Origin of the sequence: Paenarthrobacter histidinolovorans (assembly GCF_014647595.1) — a bacterium.
In the GTDB taxonomy this organism is placed as follows: Bacteria; Actinomycetota; Actinomycetes; order Actinomycetales; family Micrococcaceae; genus Arthrobacter; species Arthrobacter histidinolovorans.
The window spans coordinates 180,790-201,900 of record NZ_BMPM01000007.1 but is presented as its reverse complement, the minus strand read 5'-3'; the positions used below and the strand labels follow the sequence as shown (position 1 = coordinate 201,900).

At 63.2% G+C, this 21,111-nt stretch carries 19 protein-coding genes and 1 pseudogene; 6 read left to right on the top strand and 14 right to left on the bottom strand.

From position 1 onward, the window contains the following. Nucleotides 1-8: 8 nt before the first annotated feature. The gene (locus tag IEY62_RS16730) at nt 9-866 is read right to left on the bottom strand and encodes an ABC transporter substrate-binding protein (RefSeq protein ID WP_189019938.1); all 858 of its coding nucleotides are present in this window, start codon (nt 864-866) and stop codon (nt 9-11) included. A gap of 189 nt (nt 867-1,055) precedes the next feature. On the opposite strand from IEY62_RS16730, the gene IEY62_RS16725 reads away from it, so the two are divergent. Beyond that, nucleotides 1,056-2,150, top strand: a complete 1,095-nt coding sequence (locus IEY62_RS16725; RefSeq protein WP_189019873.1) for a LacI family DNA-binding transcriptional regulator — start codon at nt 1,056-1,058, stop codon at nt 2,148-2,150. A gap of 41 nt (nt 2,151-2,191) precedes the next feature. On the opposite strand, the gene IEY62_RS16720 is transcribed toward IEY62_RS16725, so the two are convergent. Together IEY62_RS16720 and IEY62_RS21735 are read right to left on the bottom strand one after the other, a co-directional pair. Next, on the bottom strand, nt 2,192-3,325 hold the full coding sequence (locus IEY62_RS16720) for an App1 family protein (protein WP_189019871.1): 1,134 nt from the start codon (nt 3,323-3,325) through the stop codon (nt 2,192-2,194). A 65-nt stretch (nt 3,326-3,390) separates the two neighbouring features. Continuing rightward, entirely contained in the window at nt 3,391-3,798 is a 408-nt protein-coding gene (locus IEY62_RS21735) for a class F sortase (protein WP_229785398.1), read from the bottom strand. A 13-nt stretch (nt 3,799-3,811) separates the two neighbouring features. Between IEY62_RS21735 and IEY62_RS21730 the strand changes: the two genes are divergently transcribed. Next, nucleotides 3,812-4,000, top strand: a complete 189-nt coding sequence (locus IEY62_RS21730; RefSeq protein WP_229785396.1) for a hypothetical protein — start codon at nt 3,812-3,814, stop codon at nt 3,998-4,000. 153 nt (nt 4,001-4,153) lie between these two features. Here the strand turns inward: IEY62_RS21730 and IEY62_RS16710 are convergent, their stop codons facing one another. After that, nucleotides 4,154-5,440: an ice-binding family protein gene (locus IEY62_RS16710; RefSeq protein ID WP_189019869.1), complete on the bottom strand. Its 1,287-nt coding sequence runs from the start codon at nt 5,438-5,440 to the stop codon at nt 4,154-4,156. A gap of 299 nt (nt 5,441-5,739) precedes the next feature. After that, a complete protein-coding gene (locus tag IEY62_RS16705; RefSeq protein ID WP_189019867.1) occupies nt 5,740-7,041 on the bottom strand; it encodes a cation:proton antiporter in 1,302 nt (433 codons plus the stop codon). 252 nt (nt 7,042-7,293) lie between these two features. On the opposite strand from IEY62_RS16705, the gene IEY62_RS16700 reads away from it, so the two are divergent. After that, nucleotides 7,294-8,643, top strand: a complete 1,350-nt coding sequence (locus IEY62_RS16700) for an MFS transporter (RefSeq protein WP_189019865.1) — start codon at nt 7,294-7,296, stop codon at nt 8,641-8,643. A gap of 17 nt (nt 8,644-8,660) precedes the next feature. Here the strand turns inward: IEY62_RS16700 and IEY62_RS16695 are convergent, their stop codons facing one another. Further along, the gene (locus IEY62_RS16695; protein WP_189019863.1) at nt 8,661-9,254 is read right to left on the bottom strand and encodes a TetR/AcrR family transcriptional regulator; all 594 of its coding nucleotides are present in this window, start codon (nt 9,252-9,254) and stop codon (nt 8,661-8,663) included. Between the two features lie 96 nt (nt 9,255-9,350). Here IEY62_RS16695 and IEY62_RS16690 point away from each other — a divergent pair, with 96 nt between their 5' ends. Next, entirely contained in the window at nt 9,351-10,184 is an 834-nt protein-coding gene (locus tag IEY62_RS16690; protein WP_189019861.1) for an alpha/beta fold hydrolase, read from the top strand. 101 nt (nt 10,185-10,285) lie between these two features. Here the strand turns inward: IEY62_RS16690 and IEY62_RS16685 are convergent, their stop codons facing one another. The 7 genes and pseudogenes from IEY62_RS16685 to IEY62_RS16655 form a co-directional block, all read right to left on the bottom strand. Continuing rightward, nucleotides 10,286-10,666, bottom strand: a complete 381-nt coding sequence (locus tag IEY62_RS16685) for a hypothetical protein (RefSeq protein ID WP_229785394.1) — start codon at nt 10,664-10,666, stop codon at nt 10,286-10,288. 76 nt (nt 10,667-10,742) lie between these two features. Continuing rightward, complete coding sequence (locus IEY62_RS16680; RefSeq protein ID WP_189019859.1) at nt 10,743-12,377, bottom strand: ABC-F family ATP-binding cassette domain-containing protein; 1,635 nt, start codon at nt 12,375-12,377, stop codon at nt 10,743-10,745. Between the two features lie 180 nt (nt 12,378-12,557). Continuing rightward, entirely contained in the window at nt 12,558-13,496 is a 939-nt protein-coding gene (locus IEY62_RS16675) for an NADP-dependent oxidoreductase (protein ID WP_189019931.1), read from the bottom strand. A 48-nt stretch (nt 13,497-13,544) separates the two neighbouring features. After that, a complete protein-coding gene (locus IEY62_RS16670; protein WP_189019857.1) occupies nt 13,545-13,778 on the bottom strand; it encodes a DUF6480 family protein in 234 nt (77 codons plus the stop codon). A 97-nt stretch (nt 13,779-13,875) separates the two neighbouring features. Further along, nucleotides 13,876-14,748, bottom strand: a pseudogene (locus IEY62_RS16665) (SMP-30/gluconolactonase/LRE family protein). Nucleotides 14,749-14,758: 10 nt separating this feature from the next. Continuing rightward, nucleotides 14,759-16,219 (bottom strand): MFS transporter, encoded by a 1,461-nt coding sequence (locus IEY62_RS16660; protein ID WP_189019855.1) that lies wholly within the window; start codon nt 16,217-16,219, stop codon nt 14,759-14,761. A gap of 303 nt (nt 16,220-16,522) precedes the next feature. Continuing rightward, on the bottom strand, nt 16,523-17,113 hold the full coding sequence (locus IEY62_RS16655; protein ID WP_189019853.1) for a TetR/AcrR family transcriptional regulator: 591 nt from the start codon (nt 17,111-17,113) through the stop codon (nt 16,523-16,525). Between the two features lie 113 nt (nt 17,114-17,226). Here IEY62_RS16655 and IEY62_RS16650 point away from each other — a divergent pair, with 113 nt between their 5' ends. Together IEY62_RS16650 and IEY62_RS16645 are read left to right on the top strand one after the other, a co-directional pair. Next, the gene (locus IEY62_RS16650) at nt 17,227-18,372 is read left to right on the top strand and encodes an ABC transporter permease (RefSeq protein WP_189019851.1); all 1,146 of its coding nucleotides are present in this window, start codon (nt 17,227-17,229) and stop codon (nt 18,370-18,372) included. Nucleotides 18,373-18,439: 67 nt separating this feature from the next. Then, nucleotides 18,440-19,654 carry a GAF domain-containing sensor histidine kinase gene (locus IEY62_RS16645; RefSeq protein WP_189019849.1) on the top strand — a complete coding sequence of 405 codons (1,215 nt, stop codon included), beginning with the start codon at nt 18,440-18,442 and terminating at the stop codon, nt 19,652-19,654. A gap of 127 nt (nt 19,655-19,781) precedes the next feature. On the opposite strand, the gene IEY62_RS16640 is transcribed toward IEY62_RS16645, so the two are convergent. Then, on the bottom strand, nt 19,782-21,071 hold the full coding sequence (locus tag IEY62_RS16640) for an adenylosuccinate synthase (RefSeq protein ID WP_018780072.1): 1,290 nt from the start codon (nt 21,069-21,071) through the stop codon (nt 19,782-19,784). Nucleotides 21,072-21,111 lie beyond the last annotated feature (40 nt).

The window sequence follows — 21,111 nt, the reverse complement described above, 5'->3', positions numbered from 1 at the left end:
GGAACGGCTTACTTGGCGGCCGTGGGGGAAGGGCTGGAGGTCTGCTCGGCCTTGGGGAGGTACTGCTCGGGCATCGGTGAGCCCGGGAACCACTTCTGGTAGAGCTTCTTCCAGGTGCCGTCCTCCATAGCTGCGGCGAGTCCGTTGTTCAGCGCATCCTTGAAGGCGGGCTTGTCCTTGGCGATCGCGAATCCTGCGGGGGCATCGAAGGAGGGGATGTCGGCGGCACTGACCAGACCGAACTGCTCCTGGTAGGCCTTGGCGGCCTCGTAATCGAGGAAGTGCGCGTCCACTGACCCGCTGTTGACTGCGGCTATGGCGGTGTTGTTGTCAGGGAACTTCACCAGTTGTGCCGAGGTGAAGTTCTTCACCGCGTAGGCCTCCTGGAGGGTGCCTTGGACCACGCCCAGGCGCTTGCCGTTCAGGCCGTCCACATCCTTGATTCCTGAGGTCTTGGTGGTGATGACCGTCAGGTACCCGGCCAGGTATCCGTCGGAAAAGTCCACGGTTTCCTTGCGCTTGTCGGTGATGCCGATCGCGGCGACACCGACGTCGAACTGGCCGTTGGATACCGCTGCCAGAAGCCCGGAGAAGTCCTGGCCGGTGAAGACAACATTGTCCACGCCTGCCCGGTGGGCCACGTCCTTGAAGAGTTCAACGTCGAACCCCGTGAAGTTTCCGGTGCCGTCGGTGAAGGTGTACGGCTTGGAGTCGCCAAGGCTGGCAACGCGGATGGTGCCGGGCTGGATGAGTCCGTAGGGGTTGTCGGCTGACGGTGAGCTGCTTGCGGAGGATCCACCGCAGCCGGAAAGGGCGAGGATGGCTGCCAAGGCTGCTGCTGCGAGCGCTGCCGGGCGGAAGTTCATTTTGATCACAGCGTTGTCCAATCGTGGGAGGGGAAAGCGGTGCTGTCAGGAGCCGCTGGAGATATTGCTCGATGTCGGGTCTTGCTGAGTCCGGTCTCAGTCCCTAGGATTGAGACCGGACTCACATCGATTGATTGAAATGTAGCGGAACTCACAAAGCCGCGTCAACACCCTTTCGGAAAGGTGAACATGAGCACTGACGGATCCCGACGGCGGGACGTGACGGTTGCCGACGTCGCCAAAGCGGCGCAAGTGTCCAAAGCCCAGGCCGCACGGGCTCTTGGCAATTACGGCGCCGTCAGCGACGACGTCCGCGAGCGCGTGCTCGCCGCAGCCGAGGAACTTGAGTACCGCCCCAACGAGCTCGCCCGCAGCATGAACACCGGCAAATCGAACACCATCGGGGTAGTGGTGGGCGATATTGAAAACCCGCACTTCGGGCTCGCCACCCGGGGTATCACGGACACAGCCAAGAAGAGCGGCTACAACGTCATCCTCATCAACACCGACGAGGAACAGGCCGCGGAAGTGGACGCCATCCGGGTGTTGTTGGACAAACGGGTTGACGGGCTCATTGTTGCTCCGGCGTCCTCCGTGGAAACCGCGCATCTGCGTCAGGTCCGTGAATCCGGGCGCCCACTGGTCCTGCTGGACCGTGCCGCCGAAGGGCTGGATGCTGAAACATTCGCGGTGGACATGGGAGGTATCTCCTACGAATCCACAAAACACCTGATCGCGGCCGGACACCGACGGATTGCCTTCGTCTCCACCGTTCGCACCAATGCCCCGTACGCAGCCGGGATGAAGCTGGACTCCTCACAGATTTCAGACCGTCTGGACGGAATACACCGGGCCTTCGACGAAGCGGGCCTCCCGCAGCCTACAGACCTTGTCCGCCTCAATGCCGGCGACGCCGACTCCATCATGCGCATCACCCGCGAGCTGCTGCACGGGACGGATCCGGCCACAGCCATCATTGCCTCCGACGGCCTCATCGCGTTGAGCGTAGTTGAAGCCGTGCAGAACCTAGGCCTCTCCATCCCGGAAGATGTGTCGTTCCTGATGTACGACGATTTCGCGTGGACCCGGCTCACCACTCCCCCGCTCACGGTGATCGCGCAGCCTGTCTACGACATGGGAATGGCCGCAGCCTCAGCCCTGATCCGGCAGATTGAGGGCAGGAAACCGTCCTCCCCTGTACCCGAACTGGTGGCGAGCCTCATCCAGCGTGGATCCGTTGGGGCGCCGAAGAACGCCGACGCCCTCAGCCAGGCAGGCAGCTAAGGGCGCGATCCCGCCGGGTCACGCCCGGGCCTAGGACTGGACTAGGACTGGACGTCGCCTTCCTCAGGATCGTCGGCTGAACGGATGTCGCTCCGGATGATGCCCAACTCCTCGAGCCGGGCCGACATCCCTGCGCCGTCCGGGGCGTAGATCCAGGGGACGCCCGGAGTGGGTTGCCCGCCCGTCTTCGACCGACCGCCTGCGAGGACCGCCTCGCCGGCTGAGAGTTGGCGGATGGCGATGGCCCGGACATTCTCCGGATGGCGCTGGGCGAACTCCGAGTAAATCGCTTCGTCGTGCTGTCCGTCATCACCGACCAACAGCCACTTGACGTGGGGGAACTCCCCCGCGAGGCGCTCCAAAGAGGTCCGCTTATGTTCCTGGCCGCTGCGGAACCATCGATCAGGGGTGGGGCCCCAGTCAGTCAGCAGCTTGGGACCTGCCGGATACAGATTGCGGGACAGGAAACGCGACAGGGTCGGGGCCACGTTCCAGGCCCCGGTGGACAAGTACAGTACCGGCGCGGACGGTGCGGTCCTGGCGATCCGCTCATACAGCACCGCCATGCCCGGGGTAGGAGTCCGGGCGTGTTCGTTGAGGACGAACGTGTTCCAGGCAGCCAGGAAAGGGCGGGGCAGCGCAGTGACCATGACAGTGTCGTCAATATCCGAGACGACACCGAAGTCCGTGTCGTCCGCGACAATCCGCACGGGAGCTTCCACAACTTGGGATTCCCCGGACTGCAGCTCGATGGTATGCCACCCCGGGTTGAGGGCCACGGGGATCCGCGCGTCCACCACACCGCCGCGGTCTGCGACGACGTCATGAACGGTTCCGGCGATGGTCACTTTCACTGCGGCGTTGGCTACGGGAGCACTGGTGAAATTCCGCCAGCCGCGCATGCTTTCCTGCAACGGCTTGGCGTGCCCTGCAGCGTCGCGGGGATCACTCCGCACCACGCGGGCGAGCACCCGGACCCACGCCGTTGAGCCGTAGCCTGTGTAGGGAATCACCGTCTCCACCCGGCCACGCCGGATGGCAAGCCGGGTCTGCAAACCCAGCCACGCGTCGTCGAGCCTCATGGCGAGGTGGCGGCGACCCTTGCCCGCAGGCTTGGGACCATCACTCTCAACGGCGTCGGGCTGGGGGCGCGGTTTCATGGGACGGGAAGACATGGGTCCAGTCTTCCACGGCCCGCCCGCGGCGGCACCGCTTCCATCCAGCTCGTGACGCTTGATTGCTACCTGCGCTCCGGGCTCGCCTGCACAATGATGTTCTTCCCCCACAGATCCGCCGCGTAACAGGTGATGAGGATAAGACGGCCCGGAACCCTGTCCCAAATCTCACTGTCCCGCAGGGTGTCCTTGTACTCCGTCGCCACCGAGTCGACCCTGAACTCCAGCAGCCCCTCTGCAGTAGCGACCGTGATACTGTCACCGGGCCGCGCGAGGGTGCTGATGTTGTTGAAGGGAGACGGCTGCCCCTCCCAGCTGTGCCCCACCAGGTACGTGGTGTTGGTTGATCCCGCTCCGGGCATGCCATACGGATCGAGCCAATATGCATCGTGTGTATACGGCGGAATGATGGAACCCAGTTCCCGTTCGGCCTCTGTTGGAGCCAGGGGCACGATGGCCTGGTCCAACCCCACCGTTCGGTACGTTATGTGCAACGGCGGCGAACCGGCGGGCGCTGGAGCGGTCTCGCTGGGCACTTGCTGCTGCCCGGGCGACGCCGGTAGTGACGCCGCCGTTGACGCCGGTGGTGACGCCGAAGCGCTGCCGGAACTAAACGGGGTCACGGCGCTGCCTGCCGGGGACCGCTCACCTGCTGCCGCTGTCGACCCGGAGTAGGTGGCGGCCTGCGTTGACCACCACCCTGGAAGCATCACCGCCAACAGGATCACGCCCAGGAAGACGACAACCGCCGATCGCCGTGGCTCCCAGGGCCCCGGCGAACGGCGGTGTCTCCCTCGCAGTGCAGGTTCTCGCCGCAAGCTGCTACTCCTACCGGTTTTCCTTGCGAATACCCGTTACCAAGCGGATTCCCAAAGTCAGCATCCCTGCACCACCCAAGGCCACGAGGATCGTGCCGAGCACGGCCGTCCGGCTCATTGGTCCGGTGTTGGAAACCCTTGCTGCAGTATCCACATTGGTGCCCTGGTTCCTGCCCGTCCCGGCCAAGGGTACCGACTGGACCGGAACGGCACTGTCAGTGGAAGTGGCAGTGGCAGTCGCCGTCGCCGTTTGCGTCGCGGTAGCGGTCGTCGTCGGTGTGGCAGTCGCCGTCGCCGTTTGCGTCGCGGTAGCGGTCGCCGTCGGTGTGGCAGTCGCCGTTTCCGACGCAGTCACAGTCACCGTCGGGCTTGCAGTCGCCGTTTCAGTTGCGGTCGGCGTAGCGGTCGCCGTCGCCGTTTCAGTTTCGGTCGGCGTAGCGGTCGCCGTCGCAGTTTCCGACGCCGTTTCCGTTGCGGTAGGTGTGGCCGTCGCCGTCGCCGTCGCTGTTCCTGGTGGCGCGGAGGTGGTGGGTGCCGTGACGCAAGCCGGTGCGGTGATCACGTTGGTGTCCAGGGAAACCTGCCCGTTACGAGCCAGGAGCCGCCCCTCCACGATGGCGTTGGTCTGGGCTGTTATGGAGGTCAGGGCCAGTATGGTGCCCTTGAAACTCGATGCCGTTCCCAAGGTTGCCGAGCTGCCCACCTGCCAGAACACATTGCATGCTTGGGCGCCATTGGTGAAGATGATGCTGCTGGCGGAGGCCGTGATCAGCGTAGAGGCCACCTGGAATACGAACACTGAGGCCGGGTTGCCCTGGCCATCGAGTGTCAGCTGGCCACTGAGCGCCAGCGAGGATGTTGATTTGTAAACGCCTTCCGTCAGCGTCTGACCAACCAGGTCTCCGGAGACGCCCGCCGTCAAAGCTTGCCCCGCGGCACTGTTGTAGGCGGTGGTCAGATCCGATTGTGCCTGCAAGGCCACCGCGTCGGCCGCGTGAGTGGTACCAGCGGCGATGCCGGGCGGAAATCCGGTAATGGCGGTGCCTGGGCTCAGGCCAAGGTCTCCTTGAAGGGTGGTGGGACCGGTATTGGTCACCGTCGTGGCGGCAAGGACCGAATACGACCCCGCCGTGCCCAGGTTCACCGGCGTCGCGGCAAATGCCGGAGACTGTTGGAGCATGATCGCACCCGCCAGGAGAAGAACTCCGGAGGCGGCCCCCACTGATACCGTCTTACGCCGGTAGCTTGATCCCGCTGACTGTATCCGTGGATCTTTTCGCGCAGAGGTGTGTTGCATGGCAGTTCCTTCCCCCAGCGGGGCGACCGCCCCAAAGCAACTGCCCAACAGGATGCGGGGGAGCTATACAGCGGACTGTACGCCCGCAATCGTGGTGCGCCTAGGGCCAGCGATGGGGCAAAGTGCTGGCGCGGGAGCACCCCGGCAACCCCCGCGTCGCACCTTTTTGGGTATCGTCCCTGCTCAAACCCTCAGGGTGCTGATTATTCATGTTGAAAAAGTACTCCCCGGCGGCGGCTAATTACTCCAAAATATTTACAAAAGACGGCGACGGCGGCAACTGGGAAGCGGATCGACACCTAGACGGCAGTGGTGGGGGCCCGGCCCTCGTCACCGTGCTGCTTACGCGCTTCAGCAACGCGAAGGCGGTCCAACCGGTTCATCAGCGGCGCAGTGGTAGCCCCATGCACCACGATGGAAAGCGCCACTACCAGCCCGACTATTGCCCACAGGCTGCGGGCCTCGGCGTCGAAGTGGCCATGACTGATCGCAAAGGCAACGTAAAAGAGGGACCCGATCCCCCGAATTCCAAAGTACGAGATCGCCAGGCGCTCCCGGGGGCCGGTCTTCCCGCGCATCAGCCCGATCCACCCAGCCAAGGGCCGGACCAGCAGGAGGAAAGCCAGGACCACCAGCACTTCGGGCCAGCCAACGCCTTCCAGCAGCCCACGGGCAATGGCCCCGCCAAGGAGGACCAGGATCACCACGGTCATCAGCCGCTCCAACTGCTCCACGTAGCTGTGCAGGACCTGGTGATAGGCGTGGTTACGCTCGGCCGACCGGATGGTCAGGGCGCAGATGAAAACCGCGATGAAACCATATCCCGCCACCATTTCGGTGGCGCCGTAGGCCAGGAAAGTAGCCGCCAGGGCCACGAAGCCCTCGGAGTGCTCGGACAGGCGGAAGCTCTTTCCCTTGGCAGCGAAGAAGATCAGACTCAGCAGCTTGCCCGTGCCGAATCCGATCAGCACACCCGCAGCAATACGCCAGAGCAGGTCCACAGCCACCCACTCCCCGGACCACGCGGCCGGTGCGGCCCCCACCAGGCTGATGAGGATGGCCAGGTAGACAAACGGGAAAGCAAGCCCGTCGTTCAAGCCGGCTTCCGACGTCAAGGCAAAGCGGACCTCGTCCTCGTCCGGGTCTTCTTCGCTGTCCGCAGGTTTTCCCACCTGGACCTCGGAGGCCAGCACCGGGTCAGTGGGGGCGATCGCCGCGGCGATAAGGACGGCGGCTGCGAGCCCCAACCCCAACACCCACATTCCCAGGAGCGTCATCACCAGGATGCATAAGGGCATGACGATGCCGAGGAGCCGCCAGGTGGTTGACCACCCCCGCCAGCGGAAGGGGCGATCCAGGGCCAAGCCCGCACCCATCAAGGAAATGATGACGCAGATTTCAGTGAGGTGGGTTGTGAACTCCCCGTAGCGAACGGGGTCAGGGTCCGGCAAGTCCGGGAGCAAAGTAAAGGCCAGGATTCCACTGCCAAGAAAAACCATTGGCATGGACAACGGCATGCGTCGCAACAGTTTGGGCAGGACGGCGGCAGCCAACACCGCAAAGCCTGCTGAGAGGAACAAGATGCTGGGGGCTTCAAACACGGATCGTCTTCTTCCTGCCGCGCCGTTCGGCGCATTCAAGAAGCCTAGCCCCGCGCTGCCCGTTGGGGCCATCCCGCAACGCAGGCGGCCATTCCGCAACACAGAGGGCGCCTGCCCACTCCTGCGCCACCGTGCTACCGGCATCCGAGGCCGCAGTCCTCCGTTGACGTAACGCAGGTCACGTCATATGATTATGAATCGATTCAAGACGAGTTTTGTTCTTTGCCAACGACGCCAGAGGAGTACAGCGACGTGACCGTCATGCACCGGAGGGACACCCCTCCCGTCCCCAGCGACAGCACCGCCCGCAAGGACCCGAAGAAAGCCGCCATGAGCGGCTGGATCGGAAGTGCACTGGAGTACTACGACTTCGCCCTGTACTCGCTGGCAGCAACGCTCCTTTTTCCCACCATCTTCTTCCCCACCGGGAATCCCACCGTGGGAATCATCGCCTCACTGGCCACCTACGCGGTGGGATATGTTTCGCGGCCGCTGGGCGCAGTGATCCTGGGCGCGTATGGCGACCGGCACGGGCGCAAGAAGGTGCTCGTCTTCGCGATGCTGCTCATGGGGTTCGCCACCTTCGCTGTGGGCCTCCTGCCCACCTACGAACAGGTCGGCCTCCTGGCCCCCGCCCTGCTGGTGATCCTCCGCCTGATCCAGGGCTTCGCCGTCGCCGGCGAACTCGGTGGTGCAAGCGCGATGATCGTGGAACACTCCCCCGATGCCCGGCGCGGATTCTTTGCCAGCTTCAGCCTCCAGGGCACGCAGGTCGGTTCAATTCTGGCTACAGCCGTGCTGATTCCACTCGCTGCCATTCTGCCCGATGAAGAGTTCCATTCCTGGGGATGGCGGCTTCCCTTCCTGCTCAGCGCCGTGGTGATCGTGGCAGGTTATGTCATTCGCCGCCGGGTTCAGGAACCGCCCGCTTACTTGGCACAGTCCGAGGATTCACCCGCCAAGCGCCGGTTCCCGCTGGTTGACCTCCTGCGCACCCACCCTTGGGTCCTGGTCCGCTGCATTGCGATGACCTTCACCAACGTGATCGGCATGGCCACCCTGATCTTCGGGGTCTCCTTCGCCACTCAAAAGGGTTACGGGATCGGGTTCTCCAGCAGCGAGTTCCTGTGGGTGACCATGGCGGCCAACGTAACTGCTGTCTTGACCATTCCAGCGTTCGGGGCACTCTCCGACAAGATCGGCCGGCGCGCTCTGATGGTGGCGGGAGGCATGGCCGGAGGGTTGCTGACCGTGGGCTACCTCTGGGCCATCGAACAGCGAAGCCTGCCCCTGGTGTTCGTCTGCGTGGCGATCGTCCAGGGCATCCTGTTCCAGATGTGGAATGCCACCTTCGCCACCTTCTTCCAGGAGCAGTTCCCCATGCGGATGCGCGTCACCGGTTTCGCGGTGTCCCAGAACATCGGACTCATGATCGCCTCATTCTTCCCGAGCCTGTTCACCGCAATCGCTCCGCCAGGGTCCGCCAACATACCCATGGTCATCGGCCTGACGACGCTCGGCATCTGCCTCGTCTCCGCCGTAGCCACGCTCATGTCTTCCGACACCAAAGGCAAGACCCTGGACGACCTCGAGGCCCGCTGAAGGGGCTACTGAACGACTTATTGCACGACGGCGGCGGGAACCGTTGATGCGACGCGGCCCAACGCGGCTTGGATCAGCACTTCGGCGGCCTGCCGCGCTTGTCCCGCAGCCTCGGGCGAGCCGGCGATGGCCGCCGTCGTTTGCGCCCCCTCAGCCAGGATCGAAAGCTGGGGCGCCAGGTAAGGCGGGGCTCCGGCGTCGCCCGCGAGGCCGGCGACGTATTCCTGGAACGATTCCTTGTGCTTCCGCGCGTACTCCGCTACTTCGGGGCTGACGGCGCCCAACTCCGCGAAGCTGTTGATGAAACCGCAACCACGGAACGAATCCTGGCAGAACCATCCGGCCAGATAGTCAAAGATCGCCAGGAGTTTCGCCCGCGGCCCGGAGGCCTGGCGCACCGCAGCATCCAACCCGTCAGTCCAGGATTCATGCCGACGCTCCAGTACGGCCATGACAATGCTGCTTTTTGACGGAAATTCCTGGTAGAGCTTTTTCAGTGAGACACCGGCAGCAGTCCGCAGCTCGTCCATGCCCACCGACTGGATTCCTTTGGCGTTGTAGAGTTCGTCAGCTGTCGCGACGATGCGGTGCCGGACCTCGGAAATATCCATAGGCCAATACTACTTGAAATGAGAACGATCGTTCTATAGTATTTGTAAACAGAGAGAGAACGATCGTTCTCTACTTCGAGGAAAGGGAACAGAATCATGGGCTTCATCAAAGTCGGAACTGAAAACACCACGGACATCGAGCTCTACTACGAGGACCACGGCTCAGGCCAGCCGGTTGTCCTGATCCACGGCTACCCCCTCGACGGCGCCTCCTGGGAAAAGCAGACTGCCGCCCTCCTGAACGCCGGCTACCGCGTCATCACCTACGATCGCCGCGGGTTCGGCAAGTCCAGCAAGACCACCACCGGTTATGACTACGACACCTTCGCAGCGGACCTCAACACAGTCCTGGAAACCCTTGACCTGCATGACGCCGTCCTGGTCGGTTTCTCCATGGGCACCGGCGAAGTCGGGCGCTACATCGGCACCTACGGCGAGGCCCGCGTGGCCAAGGCTGTGTTCCTGGCATCGCTGGAACCGTTCCTCCTCCAGACCGACGACAACCCCGCGGGCGTTCCGTCCTCTGTGTTCGACGGCATCCGCAACGCCGCCATGGAAGACCGCTACGCCTGGTTCACCAACTTCTACAAGGACTTCTACAACACCGATAACTTCCTCGGAAACAGGCTCAGCGAAGAAGCACTGCGCAACTCCTGGAATGTCGCTGCAGGCTCGTCCTGGTATGCATCGTTCGCCGTGGTTGACACCTGGCTGACCGACTTCCGCTCCGACATCGAAAAGGTCACCGTTCCGTCCCTGATCGTCCACGGAACCGGCGACCGCATCCTGCCCATCGACTCCACCGGCCGCGAATTCACCAAGCGCCTGCCCTCAGCGGAGTACGTCGAAATCGAGGACGCACCGCACGGCTTCCTCTGGACCCACGGCGCCGAGATCAACGAAATCCTGCTGGGCTTCCTGGCCAAGTAGCGCCTTCCGGCCAACTGCCTAACAACGACGGCGGCAGCTCACCCAAGGTTCCGCAAGGAACCAAAGGTGGCTGCCGTCGTCGTGCCTGGTACTTGGAAAAGCTAGTACTTGGAGAAGAACGGGGAGTATTGCAGGTAGATTTTGAGTCCCCCGGCGTCACTGGAAATTCCGGTACAGGTCTTTCGCATGGTCCATAGGTTCATCGGTTCGCACCGTTCCTGCGTCAGCCCCATCTCCGCTGCAAGCGACTGTGATGTCTGAGGTGGTTTGACGTTTACGGTCATTACCCGTGAACAGCCTCCTGAACCACAGCGTGTGCTGATCGCCCCAGCTTCGCTGGGCGACGGAATGGCAAGGAACGACGAGTCGGCGGGCACCGCACCTTCGTCGATGGCAGTCCAGAAAATGGAGCCAACCCACGCCATCAATAATATTCCTGCCGCCACTACGGAAAAGCAGCCGCTGCGCTGACGAGTCACCATGAATTCCCCCAAATCGAAGTTCCCAGACTACATGGCACGCATCCTGCCTCAGGGTTCCGGAACCTACTTCCGGCACTTACGAAGGCAACTCCGTGAGTGACCCGTCACGGTCCAGGTTCAGCACAAGGTCCAGATCCAGACGGGCCAGGAAATCGTCGTCGTGGCTTACCAGGATCACGGCGCCGCGGTAGGCATTCAACGCTTCCACCAACTGGTCCACGCTCTGGATGTCCAGGTTGTTGGTGGGCTCATCAAGGATCAGTACCTGCGGTGGCGGATCGGCGAAGAGGAGCCGGGCCAGCGAAACCCTGAACCGTTCGCCACCGGACAGCGTATGAACGGGCCGGTAGACGCTGTCACCCCTCAACAGGAACCGCGCCAGCTGGTTCCGGATTTCACCTGCAGGGACATCCGGTGCGGCCGACTGGACGTTTTCCAGCGTGGTAGCAGCTTCGTCCAGGCCGTCCAGGCGCTGGCGCAGGTATCCCGCACGCCCAGTCAGGAGGCGGCCACCCGCAGTACCGGATTCGACGACGTCACTCACCTCGTCATTGTCGGCCAAGGGCTCACCGCAGACCACGCGTTCAAGCAGGGTGGTCTTCCCTGCCCCGTTCGCACCAACGATAGCCACCCGTTCCGGACCTTCCACCACGAAGGCGCGGTTGGTTCCCCGCAACTCGGCGATGCGCCGGCCCCGGGGAACATCGGGATCCGGAAGGTTCACGCCGATCCGTTCGTCTTCCCGGATCCTGGACGAGGCCGCATCCAGTGCGGCCTGGGCCGCGTTCACCTTGTCGTCCGAACCTGAACGCAGCTTGCCTGCCGATACCTGCGCATCGGAGGCCCGCTGGTTCATCAGAATCTTGGATCCCTTTTTGTTGTCATAACTGCTTTGACCGGTCCGGGCCCGCTTTGCCAGCTTCGCTTCAGCCTCCTGGCGTTGGCGTTTCTCAACCTTCACCGCCTGTTTCGCGGCCTGGGCCGCCTGGACTGCCGCGGCCTGCTGCTCATCCAGGTGTGATCGCCAAGCACTGTAGGGGCCACCGAAGACCGTGAGTTCCCCGGCATGAAGTTCCGCGGTGTTCTCCATCAACTCCAGCAAGCTGAGGTCGTGGCTGACCACCACCAGCGTTCCCGGCCAGGAAGTGATGAGACCGGAGAGTCTGGCGTGCGCTTCCCTGTCCAGATTGTTCGTTGGCTCGTCCAGCAGCGTGATTGCAGAGCGTTGGAGCCGAAGTCCCGTGATGGCGACCAGCATGGCTTCGCCACCCGAGATTTCGCCAACGTTCCGGTCCAGGTCCACCGCCGAAAAGCCGATGTGACGCAGGGACTCGTCCGCGCGGGTTTCGATGTCCCAGTCATCGCCTACGATCTCAAAATTCTCCACCGTGGCGTCGCCGGCTTCAATGGCATGCAGAGCCCTCAGCTTAGGGCCGATACCGAGCAAGTCCGCCACGGTCGAGCCTGTGCCGAGGGTCAGTGTCTGCGGAAGGTACCCGACGTCGCCGTTGGTGGTGATCCGGCCACTCGTCGGAGCCATGACCCCGGCAATGAGGCGTAACAGCGTGGATTTTCCGGCCCCGTTGGCTCCCACCAGGCCTGTGCGGCCCACTCCGAACGTTCCGGAAATTCCGGCGAGGGCAGGGGTTCCATCCGGCCAGTCAAGGCGGACGTCGGTCAGGGTAATGGACGGGTTTTTTGTAACAGGCATGATGTTTTCAGAACTCCAGTGATTTCAGCGAGTGCGCTGCAACCACCGGCCCGAAAAGGACATCAGGTGCGTGTCAGCGCTTGGTTTGCGTCGCGAAACCTTGAATGTCCGTCAAAACATCGGCCTAACACTGGGGAACAGAGGAGTCCAGTGTCACAAAAATGGCAAATGATGGCAAATTTATGCTTCCTGGATCTCGGCGCCCACCGTGACTACGATCTTGCCGCGCGTGTGGCCTTCCATGTTGAGGCGGAACGCCTCCGCTGCTTCAGCCAAGGGGAAAGTCTCCGCTACCTCCACCTGGAGTTTGTTCCCGTCCACCATCTCGGCCAGTTCCTGCAGCTCAGCGCCCACGGGGTTCACCCACATCCAGGTGCCGCCGTGCTCCTCAACATCGCTGTCGGCGATGGATGCGTGCCGGCCGTTTTCCTTCAGGACCGCCAGGGTGGTCGAAAGGTTGCCGCCCACAAAGTCCGCGACCACTTCCACGCCTTCGGGGCGAAGTGCCCGGACCCTCTCCGCAAGCCCTTCGCCATACGTCACGGGTTCAGCCCCGAGCGAGCGGAGGAAGTCATGGTTCTTCTCCGAAGCAGTGGCGATCACGTTCGCGCCAAGGGCCTTCGCAATCTGGATTCCGAGCGAACCAACGCCGCCCGAACCGCCGTGGATCAATACTGTCTCGCCCGCAGCCAGCTCCAGCCGCCGCAGTACCTGCAACGCCGTCAAACCGGCAAGGGGCAGGCCAGCGGATTCGTTCCAGTTCAGGGACTCCGGCTTGCGGGCCAGGAGCCGCTCGGGCAACGCAATGTACTCAGCAAAGCTGCCGCCGTGGACGTAGTCCTTGCGGCCGTAGGCGATGACCTCATCGCCTGGCTGGAAGTGCGGAGCGTCAATACCCGTGGACTCCACTACCCCAGCGACATCCCATCCCGGAATGGCCGGAAACTGAAGATCCATGAGGGGGTCCAAATACCCGGCCATGATCTTCCAGTCCACCGGATTCACTGACGCCGCCTTGACCTTGACCAGCACCATGCCCGGCCCTACTTTGGGCATTGGCTGCTCGGTGAATTCCAGGACGTCCGGGGTTCCGTACTTGCTATAGGTAATTGCCTTCATGTGAGCGTCAACTGCCACTTACGCGAAGCTATTCCTTCACCTGCTGCCTTAGTCGAAGAATCCCACGATATAACCGATGAAGTAGAGCATTGACAACAGCACGAAGACGCCGATGATCGACATCCACAGAACTTGGCTGCCCCTCCTCGGCCCGCCCTCATCGTGGCCCTGGGGGCCCGCCGTGGAAGACTCGCCGGGCGGGGTTTCGCCCGGGGGCACTCCCCCACCGGGTTCCAAGCCTGTGATCTTGTCCTCGTACGGGTCGGGATTGGGTCCTGACACGTTCACTCCCCTGCTAGCAGTGGTGTCGCTTTGACCCAGCGTATCGAACCCGCCCACCCAGAACCACAGCAACCTTATAAATTGGGGGCCGCCCTGGTCAGCGCTCCCACACAGCGTCACGCGTCCCCGTACCGAGACGGTACAAGGATGTGGTGGCCGTGATGTACAGGTCATGCCCGTCGGGACCACCGAAACACAGGTTGGAAACCTTCTCCGGAAGTTCGACGGCGGCAAGCAGCCCGCCGTCGGGCGCGTAGACCCGCACCGATGCGCCTGCCGAAGTCCACAACCGGCCTTCAACGTCAACGCGGAAACCGTCCGAAGCCCTGTCCTCCTCCAGTTCCACGAACGTCGTTCCGGACCCGCATTAGCCATCCTTTACTGGATAGACGGCCATCCGGAACGGGACTCCACGGGAAGGTCCGGCAGTGTCGGAAACGTACAGCAGCGATTCGTCCGGCGAGAATGCCAGCCCGTTCGGGTGGACCAGATCCGTGATGACCGGCGTCAGTTCATCCGTTGCCGGGTCGAACCGGAACACGTAGCAGCCACCGTATTCCTGCTCGCCTTCATGACCTTCAACGGTGCCCGGCAGGATTCCATAGGGAGGATCGGTGAACCACACCGTTCCATCCTTGGCGACCACCACATCGTTGGGCGAGTTGAGCCGATGCCCACCGAACGAGTCGACGATAGCCGTGACGTCGCCGTCGTGATCCCGCTCCACGCGCCTTCGGCCGTGACTGCACTGCACCACGCTCCCGTCGGGGTGGAGGGTCCGGCCGTTGGTGTACTCGACGGCGGTGGCGTACTCGCGCGTGCCGCCGGTTGCTGGGTTGAACTCAAGGATGCGGTTGTTGGGGATGTCGCTCCAGCGAACCGTCTGCGATCCCGGTATCCAGACCGGCCCCTCGGCCCATACTGTGCCTTCAAAGAGCTTTTCCAGAGTGCCGGTGATCAGTTCATTCATGCGTTTGAGACTAGTCCTCCACAGGTGCCGAGGTGGCCTTTGCGTCTGTCGGGGTGTTGCTGTCCGCCCGCTGCGCAGCGGGCATGGCGATCACGGCCACCACAGTGAGTACGGCGCTGACCAGCACGGCCACGAACACCGCTGCGGATGCGCTCACCGTGGTTTGCGGATCAGCTCCGCCGGATGGACCGTTGGCATAGATAGCGTTGGCGATCGCGCCAAAGACGGCCACTCCCAACGCGCTGCCGATGGAACGGGCAAAGAGGTTGGTTCCGGTGACTACTCCGCGTTCGTTCCATTCCACGCTTGACTGGGCGGCAATGAGGCTGGGGGTCGCCACCAGCCCAAGCCCCAGGCCAACAATGAAGCAGGCCAGTGCCACAAACACGACGTTGGGCGAGGTCGCCGTGGACGCGAGGACCGCCGCGCCCGCCACCGATATGGAGATCCCAATCAAGGCCGTCCGTTTGAACCCGATCCGGAGATAGAACCGGCCGGCCTGCGATGCACTGATCGGCCAGCCCACGGTCAAGGCAGCCAGGGCGAGACCGGCCAGGATGGGAGAAGTCTTCAAGGACCCTTCGAGGAACGTTGGGACGTACGAAGTAAGTCCCAGCATGACCGCGCCAACGCCGAAGGAGATGAATGCCGTGGTGGCGAGCAGCCGCCGCGACAGCACCCACGACGGGAGGATCGGCTCAGCGGCCCTCCGCTCAGCCAGGACAAAAGCACCCAACAGCAAAGTACCCACCGCGAAGACCGTGATGCTGACAGGTGAGTTCCAGGCCCACGCCTGGCCACCCTCAAGCGCACCGAGGATCAGCAGGCTCAAGGAAACGGTCAGCAGGGTGGCCCCCAGGTAGTCAATACGGTGCTTGGCCCGCTCGACGTTCTCATGGAAGGTACGCACCAACATCCAGCCCGCCAGGAAGCACAACGGGATGTTGATCAGGAAGATCCAGCGCCAGATCCCCAGAGAAGCAAAGACACCGCCCAACGTAGGGCCCACCACGGAAGAGATGGCCCACACGCTGGCCAGATAGCCTTGCACTTTGGCACGCTCGGCGAGGGTGTAGATGTCCCCTGCGATGGTGATTGACACCGGCTGCACGGCACCTGCCCCGAGGCCTTGAAGCACCCGGAAGGCAATCAGCGCCGGCATGCTCCATGCCAGCCCACACAGGATGGACCCCAGCAGGAAAAGGCCGATGCCGCTCAGGATGATGGGCTTCCTGCCCACGACATCGGAAAGCTTGGCGTAAATAGGCACCGAAACGGCCTGCGCCAGCAAGTACGCCGAGAAAAGCCAGGGGAAGGAACTGAAGCCGCCGATGTCTTCCACAATGGAGGGCACGGCCGTGGCGACGATCGTTGAATCGATGGCCACCAAGCCAGTGGAAAGCATGAGGGCAATGAGGATGGGTCCGCGCCGGGAACGGAATCCAACTCCGTCAGCAATCTCTGTAGTCATGTATCTCATCCCCGTCATCGTCTGGTTGCGTTCGTGTTCTGGGTTCAGCCCCAAAGGAGGTAACCGAACGCCTCCCGGAATTAGTCCCGGGCCCGGGCGCCTAGGGACGCGAGTAGTTGGGGATCAACACGAAGTCGTGGTTGGCAACAATGACAGCCCCCGCCATAGTCGTTGGCCAGGTCGTGAACCACGATCGTACGATCGCAGATCGACATAAAACTCATGGCCACGCCGTTCCCGACGACGTACTCAGCCACGTGCTGAGCACCTTTTTGAGGACACCGAGTCCGGCCGCTGACTCCTCTAGAGATCCGACAGCAGCGTCCGGGCGGACTCCAAGTAGGCAGCTTCCGCCTCTTCTCCTCCCAGCGCTGCCTGAATGGCAAAACCCTGGATCAGCCCCAGGATGGCGGGGGCGAGCCGGCGGGCCCGTTCAGCTGCTTCTTCGTCAGGCCCGGATCCGCGCAGCCAACCCTTCAAGTAGTTCTCGATGTGCCCCCGGATTTCACCAAGGATCTCCCGCGCCACGACACCCAATTTGTCATTCCGGACAGCCTCTCCCCAGACCTGCACCGCGACTCCCGGGAAGAAGTCCAGCTGTGCCAGTCCGGACATAAGTGCCAACACGGCCTCGACCGGGGGCGGCACGTCGTCCTGGCTACTGAGTCGTTCGAGCGAGGCCATGCGCTCGTGGAAGACCAACCGGCCGGTATCAACCATGAGTTCTTCTTTACTGCGGTAGTACACGTAGACCGCGCCCGCTGAAAGCCCCGCCTCGGCGATGATGTCCCCCATGGAAACGCTGGAAAAGCCCTTCTCCGCAACGCACGCCAGCGCGGCCCGTTGAATGCGTTCCCGCATGGCTCCGCGGTGTTCCTCGGTAACTTTCGGCATGCACCCACCGTACCCCGAAAAGAAAACGAATGATCATTCTTGACGGGGCCATCCAATGCATTCACAATGAAGAACGAACATTCTTTTTTGTAAAGCAACATGAGAGGACGCCCATGTCCACGACAACTGAGCTCACGCAGCCGAGGCGTCAGCCGGCATTGATGCCGAGCCCCCATACCCCTTGGCCACACGCGCTGCGTACAGCACTGCTCGCCGCCGTCGCCGTCTGTGCGGTGCTGCTGGCGTTCGCATGGCCGAGCGTCACCGCCAAAGTCCAGAACCTCCCCATTGCTGCCGTGGGCAACCCCGACCAGGTCTCCCAAATCGCTGCCAAAGGCCCTGCCGGCAGCTTGGATATCCGCACAGCGTCCAGCCGCGATGAAGCCGTAGAGCTCATCAAGCAGCGCCAGGTTTATGGGGCGATCGTCTTGGGGACATCGCCGGAGATCCTCGTCGCCAGCGCGGGCAGTCCGGTCGCATCGCAGGCGCTAACCCAAATGGGCGCCCAGCTGCAGTCCCAAATACAGGTTCAAGCTATCGGCAAACTCCAAAGTGCCCTCACCCAGGCAGCCCAGGCAGCCCAGGCGGCGCAGGCAGCCGCCAGCGGTCAGGCACCCGGGACCGGCCAAGCGGTCCAGGCCCCACAGGCCGCGCCGGCGGCCGCGGTTCCCGAGGTGACCATCACCGACGTCGTACCTCTTTCGTCCGATGACGCGCGCGGCACAGGACTGGCCGTCGCTGGTCTGCCGCTCGCGATGGGAGGCATGATCGGCGGCGTACTGATCTCGCTGTTCGTCTCCGGAACGTGGCGCCGATTCGGGGCCATTCTGGCTTATGGAGTGGTCGCTGGTCTGGGGCTCGCTGGCATTCTGCAGGGCTGGTTCCACACACTCCAAGGGAGTTTTTGGGCGAACGCCGGTGCCATCGGCCTGGGAGTCGTCGCGACAGCTGCGATCATCGTGGGCCTGAACGCGCTCATCGGGCGGGCCGGCATCGCCGTAGGCGCAATCATCACCCTTTTCATCGGCAACCCGCTCTCGTCGTTGACCCAGCCCAAGGAGTTCCTCCCCGCACCCTGGGGCGACGTAGGCCAGTGGCTTGTCCCCGGCGCCTCCGGAACACTGCTGCGCGACCTCTCCTATTTCCAGGACGCCTCCGCCGCATTTCCCTGGCTGGTTCTGGGCCTGTGGACGTTGGCCGGAGCGACGCTCATCGCCCTGGGCCACTTCCGAAACGCCCCGGCAGTAGCGGTTGCATAGCAGCACACCCACCAGGACAGCTGTTTTGTGACAACGGCCTGTGGTGCTCATCTGACAGGATGGCTGGATGAGAACAGGCGAATCAGCCCGGGATTCGATACTTTCCCGCAAGGGGCTGCCCGTCCCGGGGCCGGGGTTGGAGCTGGCTGTTCCCGTGCCCTCGGAGCGGCTGCAGAACCTGGTGGAGCTGGCCCGCACGGTGTGCGGACAACCAGTGACTGCCATCAACATCATCACCCAAGACCTGCAGTACCAGGTGGCCACCGCAGGGCTGGAGCCCTATCTGTGCAGCCGCGAGGATTCGATGTGTGCCGTCGGCTTCCAGAGCGGGACCTCCACCGTGGTGGAAGATGCATCGCTTGATTCGCGGTACAAGGACAACCCGTTTGTGGACGGCCGCCGCGGTGCGATCAGGTTCTACGCCTCAGTGCCGCTGGTCAGCGACGACGGGTTTGTTCTGGGGACGCTCTGCGCCGGGGCACGGGAAACCGGCCGGCTCAGCGACCGGCAACGCGAAGGCCTCGAAATCCTGGCAGCGGAGGTTGTCGAAGCCTTCGCCCTGGAACACCGTGCACGGGAACTGGCCGGCGCCCTGGCCGAGGCGCAGCGCAGCAATGCCCTGCTCGCCGAATTCGCCGGCCGCATCAGCCATGACCTGCGCAATCCCCTCACGTCCATCCTCGGATTCGTCGAACTCAGCCAGATGGAGGCCCAGGACGCCCCGGACGCGACCATCGCCCAGTACTTGGACGTGGTGGCGAATTCCGGGCAAAGGATGTTGAGCATGGTGGAAGACGTCCTTGCCTATGCGACCATCGGCGGCGATGTCCGGCCGGCCTCGGTCTCGCTCAAGGCGGTGGTGCAGGATGTGGTCCAGGATTTGGCCGCGAGCCTCAAGGCGAACGGCGCTTCAGTGGCTTGCGATGATCTTGTCTTCAGCGCGGACCCCGGCCAGATGAGGGTATTGCTCCAGAACCTGATCCATAACTCGGTCATGTACAGCCGGCCCGGAGTTCCGCCCGTCATCCGGATCACGGGCGAACGGACGGACGAGGGCGCAGCCTTCCGGGTGGCGGACAACGGCAAGGGAATCAGCGAAGCCGACCGTGACCGGGTACTCGATCCCCTGGTCCGTCTGCACAGGGAAGACGATCCTCCCGGAACCGGCCTTGGCCTGGCAACCTGCGCACGCATTGTGGCCGTGGCCGGTGGTCGGCTGGAGATCGGCTCCGCACAGGGCGGCGGCACCGTGGTAACCATCCACCTTGGCAGCGGCAGCTGAGGCGACCGTCAGGAACCGAGGCGACCCGCCGGTCGCCTCAGCGTCCCACGCGTTAACGACGACGGCGGGCACCCCGGCTTCCGTCAGGAACCGAGGCGACCCGCCGTCGTCGTAAATCAGGTGGTGATCAGTCGTTGATCAAGTCGTGGACCACGATTGTCTGGTCGCGGTCCGGGCCGACGCCGATGGCCGAGAAACGCGTGCCGGAGAGCTTCTCGAGGGCCAGCACGTAGTTGCGGGCGTTCTCCGGAAGGTCTTCCAGGGTGCGTGCACCGGTGATGTCCTCGGTCCAGCCGTCGAAGTACTCGAAGATCGGCACTGCGTGGTGGAACTCGGTCTGCGTCATGGGCATCTCATCGTGGCGGACACCGTCGACGTCGTAGGCAACGCAGACGGGGATCTGCTCGATGCCCGTGAGGACGTCCAGCTTGGTGACGAAGTAGTCCGTGAAACCGTTGACGCGGGAAGCGTGGCGGGCCAGGACGGCGTCGTACCAACCGCAGCGGCGGGGACGGCCGGTGTTGACACCGAACTCGCCACCGGTCTTCTGCAGGTAAACGCCCATCTCATCGAACAGCTCCGTGGGGAACGGACCGGCGCCAACACGCGTGGTGTACGCCTTGATGATGCCGATGGACCGGGAAATGCGGGTGGGGCCAATGCCCGAGCCCACGGAGGCGCCGCCAGCCGTGGGGTTGGAGGAGGTGACGAACGGGTAGGTGCCATGGTCAACGTCCAGGAACGTTGCCTGGCCACCTTCCATGAGGACCACCTTGCCTTCGTCCAAAGCGTTGTTGAGCTCCAGCGTGCTGTCGATGACCAGCGGGCGCAGCCGCTCGGCGAAGGACAGGAAGTAGTCCACGATCTCATCCACCACGATGTCGCGGCGGTTGTAGACCTTGACCAGGAGTTCGTTCTTCTGGCGCAGCGAACCTTCCACCTTCTGGCGGAGGATGGACTCGTCAAAGACGTCCTGGACACGGATGCCGAGGCGGGCCACCTTGTCCATGTAAGCCGGGCCGATGCCACGGCCTGTGGTGCCGATTGCGCGGCTGCCGAGGAAGCGTTCGGTCACCTTGTCCAGCACCTGGTGGTACGGGGCAACTAGGTGGGCGTTGGCGGAAACGCGCAGGCGGGACGTGTCCGCGCCGCGGGCTTCGAGGCCGTCGATTTCCTGGAACAGGGCCTCAAGGTTCACCACGCAGCCGTTGCCAATAATGGGAATTGCGTTGGGGCTCAGGATGCCCGCGGGAAGGAGCTTCAGCTCATACTTCTCACCGCCAACAACCACGGTGTGCCCGGCGTTGTTACCGCCATTGGGCTTGACCACGTAGTCAACGCGGCCACCGAGCAGATCGGTTGCTTTGCCTTTGCCTTCGTCGCCCCACTGGGCTCCGACGATCACGATAGCGGGCATGGGATCCTCCCCCATTCTTTCGGGCCCGTTTCCAGCCGGA